We start from the raw sequence: 17,435 nt of genomic DNA, 5'->3' as shown, positions 1-17,435 counted from the left end.
CCAATCTTTGCAACAGAGCCGATGATCTCGATATCCGAAGGTTCGAAGGTGTAGAGCCGTGCCAGGCGGTCGCGATCGGTCGGGATGGCGAGGATCTGATCGCGCTCGCGCTCGGTCAGGAGTTGATGCTTGCGCTTCGTCATGCCGGTTCCCGTCCACAAAAGGTCATCTGCGCCTATGGACAACCATGAGTAAAGAGACATAGTATGTGGACGGATGTCGATGGGGCGAAGCGGCTGTCCTCCATAGCGTCCACAGAACGACCGTTGGGGAGACGCACGGCATGGGCGATATTCTGGGCTATGCCCGCGTCAGCACCGGCGATCAGGATGTTTCGGGCCAAACCATGCGACTGGAGAAGGCGGGCGCCATCAAGGTGTTTACCGACGTCATGTCGGGCAAGAGCATGGAGCGGCCCGGTCTGGCCGAACTGATCGCCTATGCGCGTAAGGGTGATACCCTAGCGGTGGTCCGCCTCGATCGGCTCGGGCGCTCGTTGGCCGAATTGCTCGCCACGGTCGAGACGCTACGCGGCCAGGGCATCGCTCTTCTGAGTCTTGAGGAAAAGATCGACACATCGTCGGCCGCCGGCGAACTCATCTTCCATGTGTTCGGGGCCATTGCCCATTTCGAGCGACGGCTGATTTCCGAGCGGACCAGGGACGGCATCGCTGCCGCACGCGCCAAGGGCAAGCAGCCTGGCCGTCAGCCGCTCGACATGTCCAAGGTGGATGCCGCGATCAAACTGGTTGAAGCCCGTATCTCGCCGACCGAAGCGGCGCGGCAACTCGGCATCGGCCGATCGACTATCTATCGCGAAATGCGCCGCCTTGGCGTGGAAAGGCCTGCCTGAATGTCCAGACCGAAATCCGCTCACGATCTTTCCGGATTGATGAAGTACTTGGGCCGTGCGCCCTGGGACGAGATGATGGACGAGATGCTCGTCGCGCATCTTGGCCCGGCCTGCGATGCGATGGATCTTGAGCCTGATGATATATTCGACATCATCGGCGATCATTGGGAGGCGCAGCTGTGGGGCTGTGCTTTCGAAGACTTGCTCACACAGGAACTCGAGCCTGAAGGCCTCAATCTCGTCGATGAGTATCTCAAGCGCCGGGGCTGGAACGAGAAAGCGCCGAACAAGGCTTACATGCGCGCACTGCGCGATACGGTGATGTCGCTCTATGAGGTTAGCGAGGTCGTCCCCGGGCAGTCGATGACCTTGCGGGATCTTCTGCGCGATATTGCGCCGGTCACGGTGCGCGAACATAGCGCAACGCAGACCCTTGTTAACTGGGACAAGATCGCCGCACGGGTCATCGAGGTGAATGGCCGCCATGGGATTTCCGGCGCCTTATTACCGTTCAGCGCGGACGGCGCCGGGCGAGTGATCGAGGCCTTTTCCCAACTTGAAGACGATGGGCCAGGTACTGACCGACTGTCCCCTCCCGAAAGGGAGGGCCTCCTAAAAGCGTCAGGTCCGATTTTCACCAATATCTGGCTGCTTGATTGTCTGGGCAAGGCCATGTCCGGCAGCGTGCCGGAAATGGTCAATGCCGATGGCGATGATCTTGTGTTCCACCGTATCGTGTTCCCCCTGGCGAAGGGCGTGATCGGCAAGAGCGTGGTTCGCAGGCTGAACGCGGCGCAATGGCTGGAACCTGCGAGCGATACGTTCTGGAACTGGCTGGCGCCAGTGACGAAGAACAGGAAACCACGAACGACCAAAGGCGGGCAGGCTTTTGTGACAACCATGGAGGACGGCACACCTGTTTTTGCCAATGTCGAACTGGTGGGTCGCAAACTGATCGTTGAGGTCAATAGCGCCGCCCGCGCGGAGCAAGCGATCACGCAGATGCGCGAATGGCTCGGTGATTGCGTGAGCACACCTATGACCGAAATTCGGACTATGGCCCAGTTCATGGCCGATGACGCCGCCCGCGCTCCGCAGGAAGAGCCGCTCGATATCCCGTCGGACGAAAGGGAGCGCATCGTTCATGAGATGCTGACACGCGAATATACCAAAACGCTTGATGAAGCGGTGCCCGCCCTCGGCAACAAGACACCGCGGGCTTTGGCCCGTACAAAGGCAGGCCGGGCGAAAGTTGCCGACTGGCTAAAATATATAGAGAATGGTGCGGCAAAATCCGGGACTGGCGAGCCAATGGCCACCTATGATTTTACGTGGATGTGGCAAGAGCTGGGGCTGATCGACTTCCGCCGTTGACCGCCCTCACATCGCCGTTCTGGTATTGTTCGGGCTTAGCGTTGTCTGGCGTACCATCCACGCGATGCCCTCCGGTCGCGCGCATCCTCGGGCAGGTCGGCGTGAAAGCGGGCGCGGCGACGACCGGTGAGAAAGCAGTTCTTCATCACGGTCCGGGTCCAGGCGGCGAGGCTTGTTCCCGCCGCGAAGCTGGCGCGCGCGGTCCAGCACCGAAGCATGGTGTCCTGCAGAAGGTCGTCGGCATCGGCGCCCCCTCCAGTCAGTCGCCGCGCATAGGCGCTGAGCGACGCCGCCTGCTCGATCAGCGCTGCTCCGAACGCATTGTCGGGCATGGCGATCGGCAAGGGAACACGGGCAGGTATATCGGACGGCATCTCATTCTCCGGGCAGGGCTCTCCTGCCCCTCAAGCGATATAGGGTGCGGGCGCCGATGTTTCCGGCCAGACCGCTTCAAGGCCCGCTTCGTCCCGTCCCGGTCGATCGGGGCTGCGCCCGTGCTATAAGGCTCCCATATCGCGATCGGAGAGAGACGATGGAGCGCCTGTTCCCGCGCGCCTTGATAGCGTGCATTCGTGAGGCTCGGCCGCCGACGCCGCAGGAGCTTGCATCGATGGCCGAGAAGATCTGGCACGAGGCTTTTCCAGAGCGTCCATTTCGACGCGAGCGCGCCATGACCATCGCCGCCGTAGCGCTCACAGGCGAACGCCAGACGTGCAAGGGACCGCCGGCATCCTGTCCCGCTGAACCATTTCCGGCTAGAATGCGGAGCGCTACGGTCGGCCGATGGTCGCCAGGGCTGTCGTCCAGGAGAGGATGCGCCGCTTGAGCCGGCAACATGCTGGCCGTAGCACCGGCCGGTTTCTTCAAGCAGCCGATGTGGCGGTGGCGGCTCAAATCTCGGTGGGCACCGGCTTGTAAGGCACTCCGATCCGGGTTTCGGCCGTGCCGCGCCGCCGCAGGGTCGCGGCAATGTGGCGGTCGGCCGCCGCGCGATCGATGAAGGCGTGCCGCTGGGCCTGGCCGTGTGAGCCGATCCGGCCCCAGCGGGTTTCCACAACGATCATGCCGAAAAGATCGAGGCTCGCGGTGATGCTGTAGCGCCGGCGGATGTTGCGCGCCGGATCGAGCGCCACCAGCTCGATCGGCTCGGGCAAGGACAGGTTCGCGCCATTCATGGCGCGGAGCCTACGAATTATGCCTCTCCAAGTCCGGCGACTTTCTTGAATCAATGGCACGCCGGTGATTCAAGAAATCGATGGTTCCTCGAAGCGTTACCGCGTCTGCGGGAGTGCGCGACGCTTCTGGCGCTGTTCGAGCCAGGTGGTGAACGCCGACTGGGTGCAAACGTCCAAGGGTTCATAGGTGCCCGGCGCAACACGCCGAAACAGCATGGGGCCGGTCCGAACGGTGCTTCGGCCGAGAGACACCTGGCAGCTATTCCCGGTCATTCCGCACCGGCCACCTATGTTCATCACCGGACTGGTGCGGATGCGAATTGGTCCCGAGACGCGGCCCTTCGTGATGCTGATAACGCGCGCGGGGCGGCTCTGCTCGATCTTATGCCCGGGCCTGAACCATGGTCGTGCTCGTCCGTCCGACCCGCACCAGAAACTGCGCGGTGCCGTCACCGGCGCCCGCCCTATCTCCAACTCACCAACAAGATCGGCTTTGGTGAACGCCGCGCGTCCCGCTGCCTCGATATTGTCGGGCAGGATGCAGGAGCACGCCATGGCGGGCGTGGACGCGCTCAACGCCGCACCGGCCAGAGCCGTGCCGATCGCTCGCGATAGCGACACCATCATCATACCGGGAGGCTACGCCCGCACGGCTGAACGGAGCATGGCCTGAGTGCGCCTATGGAATCGCTGTCGGATCGGCGATGCGCCCGAAAAACAGCACCGCGCCGCTCTTTCGGTCTCGCAGGGTGGCAAGGAAAGGACGATCGACCACCATCTCCGGCACCTGAGGCTCTATCCGCGCACTGGTCACGACGATCTTGACTGCGGTTGCCGCCGCCGCCTCGGTGCCCTCCTCATCGACGCGCAGGAAGGTCGCGTGCGCCACGTCATCGATCGCGAGGCGCGCACCGCTGGCGAGCCCCGACAGGTCCGCACGCTGCTGGTCGAAGGCGCTTGGCATGCCCGCTGCGATCAGCGCTGCCTTCACGCTCTCATCGAACCTCGCTTCGAAGCGGGGCAGAACGATCCGCATCTCGCGAGCCTGCTCCGCGGACAGGTCGAAACGATCATTGCCGCCCTGCTCGCCGGCGAAGAAATCGACACCCTTCAGCTCACGCTCCCAGCGGCGCAGGGTTGCCGCGTCACGTGGCAGGAAAATCTCCATCACGAAACGACCGTTGCGACCATAAGGCAGCGCGATCGCTTGCCCTTCCCGGGTCTCGCGGTAGTCGAACCGGCCAATCCGCTTCATCATCGTGATCGGGATGCGCGTGCCGTCGCCACGCGTGAAGGACCGCGTTTCCGTCTCCTCGAACGGCACCTGCCACTTCGCCTTGAAGTAAAGCGCGTTGGTCAGCACAGCGGCGGTGTCATCCCCGAAGCCGCTCGGAGAGACGATCTCCGAAATCCTGCCCTTCGTCTCGCGCGAAACCCAGCCATTGATCCGCTCGGCCGCTCCGGTGGGATCACCAGCATAATCGACGGTTTCCGGAGCCGCTCCGAAGCCGGCATGCGCCTCGGCGACATACTCGTCCCGGACCGGCAATCCCTTCGCCAGCCACAGCGCGTTCGCGATGCCGAGCGCGGTATCGGCATCGCCGGTGTCGTTAAGCTGGGCATTGTAGGATTTGATGAGCGCAGGGACGTTGCGGGACGAATCCCAACCAAGCACGCGGCCAATCTCCTCGCGCGTGGCGCCCCGCGCGCCAAGGTAGGCGAGCCCCAGGCCCTGCGACAAGCTGACCGGGGAGATGAACAGATTGGCGTTTGCATCGGCCTTCGCTGCCAGGTGCGGGTAGACCTTGACGGTCATTAACGCCGCGCCATAGGTCAGGTCATGCGGCAAAGCCTCGGCGTCGGGCCGGGACAGGCTTGTAGGAAGCGAGCCGGGACTCGGTGCCGGGTCGCGCGTCGCACAGCCACCAAGCGCGAGGATGGCAAGAAGCGGGTATGACAAGGCTGTTTTAGGCATGGCTCTCCCTAAAGGCTTGGCTGCTGATCGTAGAAATCGACCTGCATCCGCATGGCTCCGAGCGGTTCCACGAAATGCGGCTGTTCGGGCAAGATCAGCCCTGGCCGGTCAGGTGTAAGGACCACCTCCGAGGCCGGGTCGAGATAGGTGAGCTTCAATCTCCCTTCGATGACCCGGATCACGCCCCACACACCGGCCTTGGTGCGATGTTCGGAGCGCAGGGCAGCGGGCAATGTCGCCTCATCGAATATGGGCGTCGAGCGGTAGGGAATCACCATTATCTCTTCACTCCCACCTGGATCGTGCATCGCACCGGCTGATCCGCCTTCCTTGCCGCTTGCCGGCATCCTTCGATCTTTTCACGATTGTCGCGCAGCAACCTGTCGGCCGCGACGATCGCCTCCCAGCTCGCCGGTGACGCGCTCGCCATCAAATGCTGCCCGGCATCCCACGGTGTCGCCTCGGCAAGAGCCCGCGTCGCCATGCGTTCGGGCCATTGCCAGCTCGCCGGCGCGATCTCGCGCGCGACCATACCGGGAAGGAAGGACCAGAGGAGGATGCCGATAAGCAACCCGCTCAACCCGAACCATAGTTGACGGTCCTTCTGATCCCGCGCCGTCAGCGCCGATTGAACGACGGTGCGCAGCTCGCGCCCCTGCTGCTTCATCTCGTCGGTGGCGGTCGCGAGGGCGGCATGGTCGGCGCTGCGAAGGTCGGCCGCCGCTCGATTGATCTGCGCCGAAACCTGTGCAGGCGTCATCGCCAGCGCCGGCGACTTCACGATGGCCGTCGTAACCTGGTCCAGGCGTCCGTTGATGCCGTCCAGCCCCTGGACGACATACCCCAGCGTCTCGGAATAGTCGGGCACGTCGATGCTGGCGCGCTCGGCCGCCAGTCCCTCGATGGCGCGGCGCATCAATGCCAGCTCGCCGCGCTGCTGCTCGACCGCGGCGCGCACCTGCTCGAATGCTTCCGCCGCCGCGTCGCCGCCTTCCTCCCATTCCTCGTCCGCCATTGTCTCTCCTTATCGGCTCAACCCTCGATCGCGGCCGATTTCCAGCGAACGGGTCAATTCCTGGCTGATCGGACGATCCCGGCGCATCTCCAGCCCCAGTTCGGGCGCGCGCCGCCGCAGCACGGATTCGAGCTGCGGATCGCGATGCAGTCCTCCCGCCAAGCCATCCATCTTCTTGGCCGTGCGCTCCGCGCCGGCACGATCGCCGCTGCGCGCGAGCTCGGCCCGCTCGCGCGCCATACCTTGCCAGCGCTCCACGAAGCGGTCGGCACGCAGTTCGGGATTGGAACGGACCTGGGCTTCCTCGGCCATTGCCCGCGCCGCCCCGCCGGCTTTGCCTTCGGCCGCGTCGCGCACCAGTGCGGGGTTGCGTTCGAACGCGGAAGCCAAATCCCGAGCCGCCTGGGGGCGCAACCGATCGAGCGCGTCCCCGGCCTTCGCCAGCGCCTCTTTCTGGTGCGGGAGCACAGGCAAGCCCTTCTCGCGCATCCGGTCCATATCGGCCTGGACGCGCGCATAGCGTTCGATCGCCTTGGCCTGATTGGGCGCGGGCGATCCCCGCTCGGAGCCGGTGTTGATCGGCCCCCCTTTGCCGTCGCGCACCGGCTCGGGCGACGTCGGTTTCGGGCGGAAGCCGGCGAACATGCCCTTGGCCTTCGCCTGCACCTTGGCGACCATCTCCCGCGCGAGTTCCGGGAACCGGATCTCGCGCCGCTCGGCGAACGCACGCACCCGGTCCTGCTCGGCCGTAGCGCCCTCACGCCCATAGTCGCCGGCCATGTCCTTTGCGCGGTCACGCGACAGGACACGGGCGAGCTGACGCTGATCGGCAAAATCATCACGCCCATAGTGGAGCTGCGCCCCGTCACGGTGCCGCGACATGCCGACATAGGCCGAATGACGGTCCATCCCCGGCGTCGCCAGCACATGCGCCTGATCCACCGTCACGCCCTGCGACTTATGGATGGTCGCGGCATAGCCATGATCGACATGGGCATAGTCCTTGAGGTCGAACGCGATCCTCCGGCCATCGTCGAGCTGCACCGCCATGCTGTCGGGCGAAACGCGCTCGACCTTTCCCAGCGTGCCGTTCTTCACGCCAAGGCCGCGCTCGTTTTTCAGGAACATGATGCGGTCGCCGCTGGCGAAGTCGCGTGGCCCCCGCTCGGCCGACACGCGCACGTCCGCCCCCAGCTCGCTGGCGTCGCGCAGACGTTCGCGCGCGGCCTGGTTCAAATCGCGCACCTCAGCATTGGTGTGGGTGAGGATGATCCGCGTCTTGTCCGGATCGGCAAGCCGCTGCGCGTCCCAGCGGCCCACCAGCTCGCCCCGCGCAGCTTCGCGCGTGTCGGCCGCGTGGACCATGCCGTGCTGCTCATAGGCATGGATCGCCTCGCCGGTGCGGCCCGTCGCCAGCGCCTTCGTGGCGTCGCGCTGCCAGTCCTCATGCTGCCGGCGAACGTCGCTGATTTCGGCCGCGCCGTGGCGCTCGGCCAGCGCGCGGAACGCCGCGCCGGCCTCGATCGCCTGCAACTGCTCGGCGTCGCCGACAAGAACGACCTTAGCCCCTGCCCGCTCGGCCTCTGACAGCACGCGCTCCATCTGGCGCGTGCCGATCATGCCGGCCTCGTCGATCACCAGCACGTCACGCGGACCTAGCAGCTCGCGCCCCTGGCCCCACTGATATTCCATGCTGGCGATCGTGCGCGACTGGATGCCGGAGCCGCCTTCCAAGCCCTCGGCCGCGATCCCCGACAGGGCCGCGCCGCGCACCTGATAGCCGGCGCGCTCCCATTCGTCGCGCGCAACGCCCAACATGGTCGATTTGCCGGTGCCGGCGTAGCCGACCACAATTGAAAGATCGCCCTTGCCGGTGATATGTGCCAGCGCGGCCTGCTGTTCTGCCCCGAGTGTCAGGCCCCCACTTCCGGCGGCGGCGTCACGATTCCACGCTGCCGCCGGGAGACCATGCCCCTCCCGTCCAGCAAGCCGATCGCCGGCGCGTTCCAACCGCTGCTCGGTGTCGATCATATCGCGCGAGGTAAAGCGGTCCTCGCCGCGTCCGTCCTTGCCCAGCGCCACCAGCTCGGGGCTGGTCCGCACCGCGCTCATCACCTGGTCGAACTGGTCCTTGCCGTCGCTGTGCCGGAACGCGAACTGCGCCAGGTCGCGCCGCGTGAACGTCGCCTGTTGCCGCGTGATACCGTCGAGCGCGATTTCCGGATTGGCGATGATCTTCTCGCCATTCTCGCGCGCGATCCGCGCATGATCCTCGACCCGCTCCGCCTCAAGGCCCTGTTCGGGCATACGCGATGCCGCTGGCCCGATCTTGTGCTGCGGCTCCAGGTCGATCCCCTGTGCCTCCAAGGTGCGATGATCTATGCGGGCATCAATATCCAGCTCGGCAAGCCGCTCGTTGACATGGTTCGCCCATGCCTCGCGCCACCTCTCCAACAGCTCGGTTCGGTTCCACTCGCGGACCTTCTTCCCGAACCCTTCCCCGTCCACCTCGCGCATCGACAGCATGACATGCGCGTGGGGCTTGGGCATCCCATCCTTGCCCATGTCCCAATGGACATTGAGGTCCGCGACCATGCCGCGTTCGACAAACTGCTTTTCGACAAATTCGCGGGCGAGCGCGACGCCCTGCACCTGATTCATTTCGCGCGGAATCGAGAACTCTACCTCGCGGGCAAGCTGCGCGTCCTTCCTGACCTCCCCCGCCTCGACCTCGTTCCACAAGGTCGTGCGGTCGTTTAAACGCTCCGGCGCACCTTCGGGCAACAGGATTTCCGAATGAACGACGCCGGCCTTGTTCGAGAAATCATGGTCGCGCCCGAGCCGGTCGTCGTGCAGCCGTTCCGCCGCACGATAGGCAGCCGACGCAACGGCGCTCGATCCGTTGGCGCGACTGATGACCTTGGCCGAGAAATGGTAGATCGCCATGACAGCCGCTATACTGCCCTTCTTAGCGCACGTCGGCAACGACGTATAAGCGCGCACTCACCACTCTCTGCCGTTCGCGTGATTGACTTGGCCGCATTTCATGATGGAACCGCTGTCCTGCCAGCGCGATCGTGCTACTGTGCGGCTCCTGTTCGACGGGCGCGAGGGAGAGAGTGATGCGAAAAACGCGCGACTATGACGCCGAATTGCGGGCACTGAGCGACAAGGCCAAGTCTATCAAGGCCAAGAAGATCGAGCAACTTGGGTTACTGGTGACGGCAACCGGGGCCGATGCGCTCGATCTCGACACACTCGCCGGCGCGCTGCTCGCTGCCGTGGAATCGGCCGACGCTGGCGAAAAGGAGGCGTTGCGCTCGCGGGGCGCGGCCTTCTTTCAGGGACGCGGGCGCAAGGCTGGGCGACGCTCTGGCGGCAACGGCGAAAGCGGAAACCAGACTGGCGCAGGCGAGGCACAGGGTTGAAGCCGCCAAGCGCCGCACCGATACGAGAGGATGGGTCGTGCAGCGCCGCGAACGCACCCGCCATCTCATAGAGCTGGGCGGCCTCGTCCAGAAGGCCGGCCTCGTCGAATTGGCCGACGACGATCGCGCAACGCTCTACGGCGCGATGCTCGATCTTGCCGCCCGCGCGCGTGATGATGGCAACGCGCTCGCGCTCTGGAAGCGGCGCGGCAAACGTGCGTTCGACGCGGAAGCGGAAGGACAGGACAGCAAGGAACAGACCGCCCATGACTGACGACACCTCGCGCCTTTCCTGGCAGCTCCTGATGGTCGGCCCCGGCATCGACCACATCACCCCCGATATTCAGGACAAGCTCGCAACCCTGCTCGATCTGCTGCCCGCCACGGCGATCATCAACGTCCAGACCGACGCCGGCTATGTCACCGTCTCACGCGACTGGCCCAGCCATCGCATGGAAACCGTCGATAGCCTGGTGGACGCCATCGCCGCCGCTCAGGGCATCACCGCTATCGACCTGCCCGAAGCGCGCTGACCATGCGCGCCGGCCTCGATCATCTTCCCGCCGCCAAGCGCCGCGAGCTGGAACGGGTCGCCCGCGTCCTGTTCGATGAATTTGAGGATGCCGTCAAAACCAAGCTCTCCGACAAGCGCAAGGGCGGCCGCATCCTCAAGCTGATCCTGTTCGGCTCCTACGCGCGCGGCGATTGGGTCGAGGATCGCGCCAGCGGCTATATCTCCGACTATGATCTGCTCGTCATCGTCAACTCCGAGACCTTCACCGATCTGCAACATGGTGGGCTGTCGCCGACGATCATCTGGTGCGCGAGCTGACCGTCACCCGCCAGCTCGCCACGCCCGTCAATTTCATCGTCCATTCGCTGATGGACGTGAACGACCAGCTCGCGCGCGGCCGTCCCTTCTTCGCCGACATAGCCCGCGATGGGATCGCCCTCTACGAAGCGCCGGGACAGCGCCTCGCCGTGCCGCGCCAGCTCGACGCGCAGGAACGCCACGCCGAAGCCAGGGCGCATTATGACAAGTGGCTCCCCGATGCCGCATACTGCCTGACGCTCGCCGAATATGCGATCCGCGACGGCGAGACCAACCATGCCGCGTTCATGCTCCACCAGGCCGTCGAGCGCGCCTATCATGGCCTGCTGCTCGTCCTGACGCTCTACGCGCCCAAATCGCACCGCATCGGCATCCTGCGCTCGCTTGCCGAAAATCTCGATCCCCGGCTGATCGAAGCCTGGCCGCGCGATACCCGCGCCGCCCGCCGCCATTTTGCGCAGCTCCAGCGCGCCTATGTCGAGGCGCGCTATTCCCATGCCTATGAAATCACCCCCGACGAACTGGCCTGGCTCGTTGACCGCGTGAAGCATCTCCACACGATCGCCGCCGCGATCTGCGCCGAACATCTCGAAAACGACAGCGGGAGGGAATCCTGATGATGGAATGGTTCCGCCAGCTCGGCCGCGCGATCCGCAACCTCGCGCGGCTCGCGCGCGAACAGCCGATATGGGCGATCACGGCCCTCGTCACCAGCCCGGTCGCCCTCATCCGCCACCTGTTCGGCGTCCTGGTCCTGTTCCTCATCACCGGCCTGGTGCTGGGGCTTGGGGTGCCGCTCATTCTTGGCAGGCTGCTCGGCCTGGCCCACGATTCCCATATCTATCAGACCGTCATGATGCTGACGGCGATCGTCGTCATCCTCGTCGCGCTGCGCGCCCTCTTTCAACCGCTGATCCTGCGCTACGGCGGCCCTGCCGGCGATGCCACGCACGGCTCGGCCCGCTTCGCCACCGATCGGGAAACTCGCCCCCTCGCCCAAAATGGCGACGGCCTGCTGATCGGCCGCGACCGCAAGAACGGCAGGCTGCTGCGCTATGCCGGCCCCTCGCATCTGCTGACGATCGCGCCGACGCGCACCGGCAAGGGCGTGGGGACCATCATTCCCAACCTGCTCGACTATCCCGGCCCGGTCGTCTGCATCGACCCCAAGGGCGAGAATGCCCGCATCACCGCCCGCCATCGGGCAAAGTTCGGCCCGGTCCATGTCCTCGATCCGTTCGGGGTGACGGGCCTTCCCGGCGCTGCCTTCAATCCGCTCGATCGCATCGACCCTGCCGGCCTCGATCTCGCCGACGACTGCATGACGCTGGCCGACGCGCTGGTCTATGACGCTCCCGGCGAAGCCGGCGAGGCGCATTGGAACGAGGAAGCCAAGGCGCTGATCGCCGGCATCCTCCTGTGGGTGGCGTGCGACCCGGAATCGCGAGGCCAGGACCGCACGCTGGAAGCGGTGCGCGACTGCCTCACCTTCGCGCCCGATAATTTCCAAAGGATGCTGCGGGAAATGTCGCGCAGCACGCAGGCGCGCGGCCTGATCGCCCGCGCCGCGAACCGCCACCTGGGCAAGTCCGATCGCGAGGCCGCCGGCGTGCTGTCGGCCGCGCAGCGCCATACCCATTTCCTCGATTCGCCGCGCATGTCGGCCGTGCTGGGGCGCTCGGATTTCACCTTCGCCGATGTGAAGGCGCACGCCACCACCGTCTATCTGGTGTTGCCGCCCGATCGGCTCGCCACCTATGCCCGCTGGCTGCGCCTGATGCTCGCGCAAGGGCTGACCGATCTGGCGCGCGCGCCGTCCTCCCCTGCCCGCTCCGTCCTGTTCCTGCTCGATGAGTTCGCCGCCCTCGGCCGCCTCGAACCCGTCGAGCGCGCGATGGGCCTGATGGCCGGCTATGGCATCCAGCTCTGGCCGATCCTGCAAGATGTTCACCAGCTCCGCGCGCTCTACGAGCGCCGCGCCGGCACCTTCCTGTCCAACGCCGGCGTGCTGCAAGTGTTCGGCGTCAACGATCACGACAGCGCCAGGCTCGTCTCCGATCTGCTCGGCCAGGAGACAGTCGTGTTCGAGACGATGAGCCGCGCGATCGACGCGGAGGAAACCGGCATATCGTTCGGATCGCAGCATGTAGCGCGGCCGTTGCTGACGCCGGATGAAGTCCGCACGCTGCGCGAGGATTTGCAGCTCCTGTTCCTTGCGGGGCAACGGCCGATCGTCGCCGCCAAGCTGCGCTACTACGCCGATCGCGAGTTCGCCGGGAAGTTCGACAAGGCGTGAACGGACACTATCGACGAAGTGAAAAAGGCCGTTTGCTGTATAGTGTCAGAACTGCCGCCAAGGGCGGAAGGATAGAATATGGACCAACGCGTCATTGATCTTTGGGACCGGCTCATGGCCTATGGAGAGAGCGGTTCCGCACCTCTTCCGGCGATCCGCGACGAAGTGTTGGAGCTGCACGAAGCGATCACCGATGAGGAAAGCCGGCTCGGCCTCATGCGGATATTCAATCTCGTCTGCGATCTTGTGGCGGTGCATCTCCAAGAGACGAACGGCGATCTTGAAGCCTTCGCCCAGCACCGGCAGGGCCAGATATGGATGTTCCTGCGCGCGGAATGTCTTGTCGATGGCGCGTTGGACCGGAGCCGGCTGCGATATGTGACATGGCGCGAAGTCCAGGCCGGCCGCATGACCGAGGATGATCCGCTGCGCCGCTACGCATTGGGCGATGACTCCGCCTTTGATGAGCTGATGGCCGCGCCGACGCCACCGAAGCGGACGCGCCACTAGGCGCGAATGTATAGGCGTATACAAATATACATGTTCGCCGTCTGTTCGCCCTTGGCGTTGTTTAGCGGACTTTCCGCGCCCTGCCCTGCCGGCTCTTGGCGTAGGATTCCGCCCTCTCCCGCAGCAATGTTCGGGGCCAAATCCGTGAAATCGTTGCCTGGCGCACAAACCTTGAGGCTCGCCGTTTCGATCCCCGACCTCGCGAGGATCTAGCTTTCCAGAAATCGGCCGCATGGGAAGCCCGTAGAGCGCCATTGCCGCTTGGACCCTCCCCGGCCTGCCAAACGTCCAGAATGAAGCCCAGCGGCCCGGAAATCGCCCCTGCTGCGACGTTTCCGCCTCCCCTGCCCTCTCGGCTCGATCACCGCCCTATCCGCCTGGCTTTCCTGGAAAGCCAATTGCGACGGTGCCGCTGGCGCTGTGGTGTCGATAGAAGCGGGGCGTTTAAACGATCCTCAATCTAGCAAAAAGCGTGCCGGCGAAGCCGGCTCATCATGGGGATGCCGGGTGGGAGGATCGCAAAGCGATCCGGGGCGGCCGAAGGCCGCGAGCCGGCGGGGGCGAAGCCCCCAAGAGGCGGCGCTTTTCTTCCCTCTGACCGGTGCCGGTAGCGCGGCGCGAGTGGATCATGCTGCCTCTGTCCCGAAAATCAGGACAAGTTGTTCGATCTGGCGGGACGCTGGTGGGTGAAACCACGATGATCCGGCGTCGAGTGGGCGCTGCGGTTAAAGTTATCCACAGGTCGGCCTAGTGTTAATATATGGGTTAAAGAGTCGTGTTACGGGATTTTGGCGGTTTCATAAGCAACTGAAAATATTAGAATAATCGGGCGTTTTTTTGCCCTCGGCGTCAACGGAACCCCGAATCTGGTGACTCCAGAACCCCGAATCTGCGTCAACGAAACCCCGAATCGCGATCACCCGTCAATGAAACCCCGAACTTTTCCGTTGCGTCAATGAAACCCCGAATCTACGGTGCGCGTCAATGAAACCCCGAATCGAGCCTGACCGTCAACGAAACCCCGAACTCCCGCTTGCCGTCAATGAAACCCCGAACGGCGCGGAGGGACGCCCTCCCCTGCTGCCTGTTCGCTACCCCGATCCCGATCTGTTCATTTGCGATGTTCTCGACGCCATCCCCAAGGATGACATGGCCTCGATGGAGCATCCGATTTTCTCGCTCGCGACCAAGCCCGATCGGCGCGTGTTCCGCTATGAGCATAACGGCAACAAGCTCGAAATCGTCCCCAGCGTCAAAGGGCTGGCGACGATCCACGACAAGGATATTCTGATCTACTGCATCTCCCAGCTCATCGGGAAGATGAACCAGGGGGAGCGACCGAGCCGCACCTTGCACCTCACTGCTCGCGATCTACTGGTGTGGACCAACCGGCAAACCGATGGCGACGGCTATGACCGGCTGCGGAGCGCGTTCGAGCGGCTGTCGGGGACGCGGATCACCACGAATATCAAGGCCGATGGCGAGGAAATCACCGAAGGTTTCGGCCTCATCAATGAATGGCGGATCGTGCGGCAAACCCGCTCCGGCCAAATGTCGGAAATCAAGGTCACGCTATCCGACTGGCTGTTCAAGATGGTTGAGGGGCGCAGCGTCCTGACGCTCCATCGCGACTATTTCCGCCTCCGCAAGCCGCTCGAACGGCGTATCTACGAGCTGGCGCGCAAGCATTGCGGCGCGCAGGAAAAATGGTCGATCTCGGTCGAAACGCTACAGAAAAAGACCGGCGCGAGTAGCCATTTGCGCGTGTTCCGCTCGATGCTGCGCGATCTCGTCGCGCACGATCATCTGCCCGACTATGCCGTGGAAATGAACGGCGATACGGTCACGTTCCGCAATCGCGAGGCTCTGGATACGGTCGAGGCGATCGAGGCGGAACCCGAGCGGCCCTATATCGACCCCGAAGGCTTCCACGACGCCAAGAGCGTTGCGCCTGGCTATGACGTTTACGCGCTCTATGACCAATGGGTGTCATGGTGGATCGACAGCGGGCGGCCGGAACTGAAAAGCCCCCGCGCCGCCTTCATCGGCTTCTGTCGCAACAAGCACAAGACTGCCCCCTTGCGCTAGTATAGGTGTATAGATGTATAGGTGTATAATTGTATACATCTATACTAGCCGGCGATGCGCCCCCTTCCCTTCTTCACAAACAGGTCGTCCAGCGCCTCGCCCAGCAGGCTTTGAACGGTCGTCCCTTCCTCGGCCGCGATAATGCGAAGCTGCGTGCTGACCTCGGGAGGGAAATGCCCGCCAATCAGCTTGGTCCCCTGTCGGCCGCTCGGCGGGGCCTTGCGGGTCACGTCTACCGGCTCGATCGCCGACGCTGGGGCCGGGGCCGCGTCTCCGTCCGCCTTGGCGCGGTTCAGCACCGCTTGCAGACTGTTTCCGCCCTTCGCCATCACGCCACCTCCGCCTGATTGTATAGGCGTATATTTGTATACTCGTATAGTCGGCGGATTTCGTCGGCCGCTGGCCCATGCGGCTCGAACTCCTGCACGGCCCGGCCTGCGGCTTGGGCGCGGAAAAAGGCTTTGCGGTTGCCGATCGTCACCGGGCAAACCGTCGCGCCTAGCTCCGCCACGGCCTGAATCGCATCGCCAGTTTCCTGACCTTGCGGGGGCACGAAGGTAAGGACCACGGCAAAGGCGCGGTCGAGCTGGCGCACCACGTCGAGGGTGTGCGTCATGCTCATCGTGTCGAACACGGCCGTCTTAGTCGGGATCAGGATGAAATCAGCGTGACGCGCTGCCTCATAGGCCACGTCGCGCGCGACCGCCGCCCCGTCGATCACGACAAGATCGGTGCCGGCGTCCTCGCAGGCTTTGAGCATAGCGGGCAGGCGCACCGGCTGAATCGACGCCACGGCGGGCGTGTCGAGCTGGCGCACGTCCTTCCAGAACGAGGCCGTCGCCTGCGGGTCCAGGTCGATGATCGCGGCGACCTTGCCCGCCTGCTCGGCCGCGACTGCCAGACAGGTCGCGAGCGTCGTTTTCCCAACGCCGCCTTTCTGTGAGAGAATGGCGAGAACCTTCATGCTACACTCCTACACGTATAATCCTATACTTGTATACACAATAGACCGGGAGGGGAAGCCCTGTCGTTCCCGAAATGACGATAGGGAGGCGCTGAATCTGAAATGACGAAAGCGCGCCGCATCATTCCTCCGGTTCGGCGTCGTCATCGTCCAGCGGCTCATGCTCCATCTGGCCGTGATCCTCGATCGGGCAAAGCGGCGCTCCGGCCTGCTCAAGCCATTTGCGCGCGGTCCTCACGGTATAGCCGCACGTCGCGCACTCGCATTTGAGCATCCGGGTTTTCTGCTTCTTGGGCGCGGTCGACTCCCCGTCCGTGTCGAGACGGGCATGGGGGAGGGGGCCAACGCACTCCAGGATCGGCGCGATGGCCGCAAGGAACGCCTCGCCGGGGGTGGTGGCGCGCATCGGCCCGACCAGCCCCAGCCCAAGGGCGACCCGTTAAACGTCTTCCCATGCCCTGCCGGGATGCCGACAGCGGCATGGACCAGCTCATGCGCGAGGATGGCTGCGATCTGCGCCGGCATCGCGTCGGGCGCGTGCGCCAGGTCCGGGCGGATGAAGATTTCAAAATGCCCGTCCGCGCTCAACCGATTATCCCAGCACTCGCCAATCGCCTTGGCCTTCGCGCCTCTGCTGGTGAAGCCGATCGCCACGCGCACGCGGTCGGGCAGGGGGGCGTCCAGCACCTCGAACAGCGGGGCCATGCCCGCCGCCACCGCATTGAGCCAGCTTTCGCGGGTTTCGTGGGTCATCGTCCTTACTCCCTTCAAATCGCCTGTTCGGCGATGGCCATGCCATCGGCCGGAACACGGACGCCCAAGAACGCCGGCGAGAGAGGGGGGCAGCGGGATTCGATGGGGGTGGTGCGGCCGCAGCGCAGCGAGGCACGGCCCCGTCTAATCCCGTTGCGGGGGGGGGGGGGGG

18 protein-coding genes and 2 pseudogenes are annotated in these 17,435 nt (G+C 64.4%); 10 read left to right on the top strand and 10 right to left on the bottom strand.

All coding sequences use genetic code 11. The features are described from left to right. Window positions 1–143 (bottom strand): DUF4158 domain-containing protein (locus tag SPHV1_RS26160; RefSeq protein ID WP_156367392.1); only part of this gene is annotated, 143 nt, incomplete at its 3' end. A gap of 140 nt (window positions 144–283) precedes the next feature. Between SPHV1_RS26160 and SPHV1_RS18850 the strand changes: the two genes are divergently transcribed. Together SPHV1_RS18850 and SPHV1_RS18845 are read left to right on the top strand one after the other, a co-directional pair. Next, on the top strand, window positions 284–853 hold the full coding sequence (locus tag SPHV1_RS18850) for a recombinase family protein (protein ID WP_017501669.1): 570 nt from the start codon (window positions 284–286) through the stop codon (window positions 851–853). After that, window positions 854–2,227 carry a hypothetical protein gene (locus SPHV1_RS18845; RefSeq protein WP_026109286.1) on the top strand — a complete coding sequence of 458 codons (1,374 nt, stop codon included), beginning with the start codon at window positions 854–856 and terminating at the stop codon, window positions 2,225–2,227. It abuts the gene before it with no gap. A gap of 35 nt (window positions 2,228–2,262) precedes the next feature. Here SPHV1_RS18845 and SPHV1_RS18840 read toward each other — a convergent pair whose 3' ends face one another. Continuing rightward, entirely contained in the window at window positions 2,263–2,601 is a 339-nt protein-coding gene (locus SPHV1_RS18840) for an RNA polymerase sigma factor (RefSeq protein ID WP_230190403.1), read from the bottom strand. Window positions 2,602–3,117: 516 nt separating this feature from the next. Further along, a complete protein-coding gene (locus SPHV1_RS18835; RefSeq protein WP_017501672.1) occupies window positions 3,118–3,402 on the bottom strand; it encodes a WGR domain-containing protein in 285 nt (94 codons plus the stop codon). Between the two features lie 496 nt (window positions 3,403–3,898). Between SPHV1_RS18835 and SPHV1_RS25100 the strand changes: the two genes are divergently transcribed. Next, window positions 3,899–4,075, top strand: coding sequence for a hypothetical protein (locus SPHV1_RS25100; protein ID WP_156367391.1), 177 nt, complete (start codon window positions 3,899–3,901; stop codon window positions 4,073–4,075). A gap of 6 nt (window positions 4,076–4,081) precedes the next feature. On the opposite strand, the gene SPHV1_RS18825 is transcribed toward SPHV1_RS25100, so the two are convergent. The 4 genes from SPHV1_RS18825 to traA are packed head-to-tail and all read right to left on the bottom strand — an operon-like array spanning window position 4,082 to window position 9,338. After that, window positions 4,082–5,377, bottom strand: a complete 1,296-nt coding sequence (locus SPHV1_RS18825) for a serpin family protein (protein ID WP_230190404.1) — start codon at window positions 5,375–5,377, stop codon at window positions 4,082–4,084. Between the two features lie 8 nt (window positions 5,378–5,385). Then, window positions 5,386–5,655 (bottom strand): DUF1971 domain-containing protein, encoded by a 270-nt coding sequence (locus tag SPHV1_RS18820; protein ID WP_010339208.1) that lies wholly within the window; start codon window positions 5,653–5,655, stop codon window positions 5,386–5,388. Next, window positions 5,655–6,392, bottom strand: a complete 738-nt coding sequence (locus SPHV1_RS18815) for a DUF6118 family protein (protein ID WP_017501675.1) — start codon at window positions 6,390–6,392, stop codon at window positions 5,655–5,657. The genes SPHV1_RS18820 and SPHV1_RS18815 overlap by 1 nt, the downstream gene beginning before the upstream one ends. Window positions 6,393–6,401: 9 nt before the next feature. Continuing rightward, window positions 6,402–9,338 (bottom strand): Ti-type conjugative transfer relaxase TraA, encoded by a 2,937-nt coding sequence (traA, locus tag SPHV1_RS18810; protein ID WP_017501676.1) that lies wholly within the window; start codon window positions 9,336–9,338, stop codon window positions 6,402–6,404. Window positions 9,339–9,514: 176 nt separating this feature from the next. Here traA and SPHV1_RS18805 point away from each other — a divergent pair, with 176 nt between their 5' ends. From SPHV1_RS18805 to SPHV1_RS18775, 7 genes and pseudogenes are all read left to right on the top strand, one after another. Beyond that, window positions 9,515–9,820 carry a conjugal transfer protein TraD gene (locus SPHV1_RS18805; RefSeq protein ID WP_017501677.1) on the top strand — a complete coding sequence of 102 codons (306 nt, stop codon included), beginning with the start codon at window positions 9,515–9,517 and terminating at the stop codon, window positions 9,818–9,820. A gap of 37 nt (window positions 9,821–9,857) precedes the next feature. Then, on the top strand, window positions 9,858–10,094 hold the full coding sequence (locus tag SPHV1_RS18800) for a conjugal transfer protein TraD (RefSeq protein WP_017501678.1): 237 nt from the start codon (window positions 9,858–9,860) through the stop codon (window positions 10,092–10,094). Next, window positions 10,087–10,353 carry a hypothetical protein gene (locus SPHV1_RS18795; RefSeq protein WP_026109288.1) on the top strand — a complete coding sequence of 89 codons (267 nt, stop codon included), beginning with the start codon at window positions 10,087–10,089 and terminating at the stop codon, window positions 10,351–10,353. The genes SPHV1_RS18800 and SPHV1_RS18795 overlap by 8 nt, the downstream gene beginning before the upstream one ends. A gap of 2 nt (window positions 10,354–10,355) precedes the next feature. After that, window positions 10,356–11,269 (top strand): annotated as a pseudogene (locus SPHV1_RS18790) (HEPN domain-containing protein). Between the two features lie 2 nt (window positions 11,270–11,271). Next, a complete protein-coding gene (locus tag SPHV1_RS18785; RefSeq protein ID WP_026109289.1) occupies window positions 11,272–12,948 on the top strand; it encodes a type IV secretory system conjugative DNA transfer family protein in 1,677 nt (558 codons plus the stop codon). Window positions 12,949–13,026: 78 nt separating this feature from the next. Further along, on the top strand, window positions 13,027–13,458 hold the full coding sequence (locus SPHV1_RS18780) for a hypothetical protein (RefSeq protein ID WP_017501681.1): 432 nt from the start codon (window positions 13,027–13,029) through the stop codon (window positions 13,456–13,458). A gap of 984 nt (window positions 13,459–14,442) precedes the next feature. Then, window positions 14,443–15,546, top strand: a complete 1,104-nt coding sequence (locus tag SPHV1_RS18775; protein WP_004213366.1) for a replication initiator protein A — start codon at window positions 14,443–14,445, stop codon at window positions 15,544–15,546. Between the two features lie 44 nt (window positions 15,547–15,590). Here SPHV1_RS18775 and SPHV1_RS18770 read toward each other — a convergent pair whose 3' ends face one another. The 3 genes and pseudogenes from SPHV1_RS18770 to SPHV1_RS18760 form a co-directional block, all read right to left on the bottom strand. Then, window positions 15,591–15,875, bottom strand: a complete 285-nt coding sequence (locus tag SPHV1_RS18770; protein WP_017501683.1) for a ribbon-helix-helix domain-containing protein — start codon at window positions 15,873–15,875, stop codon at window positions 15,591–15,593. Further along, window positions 15,875–16,510, bottom strand: a complete 636-nt coding sequence (locus tag SPHV1_RS18765) for an AAA family ATPase (RefSeq protein ID WP_017501684.1) — start codon at window positions 16,508–16,510, stop codon at window positions 15,875–15,877. Before SPHV1_RS18765 ends, SPHV1_RS18770 begins: the two co-directional genes overlap by 1 nt. Before the next feature lie 121 nt (window positions 16,511–16,631). Next, window positions 16,632–17,263 (bottom strand): annotated as a pseudogene (locus SPHV1_RS18760) (transcription elongation protein SprT). Window positions 17,264–17,435: the final 172 nt, after the last annotated feature.

Source organism: Novosphingobium sp. KN65.2 (assembly GCF_001368935.1).
Taxonomy (GTDB): Bacteria; Pseudomonadota; Alphaproteobacteria; order Sphingomonadales; family Sphingomonadaceae; genus Novosphingobium; species Novosphingobium mathurense.
Note: the sequence above shows the minus strand (reverse complement) of the source record. Positions and strands in the feature narration are given on the sequence as shown.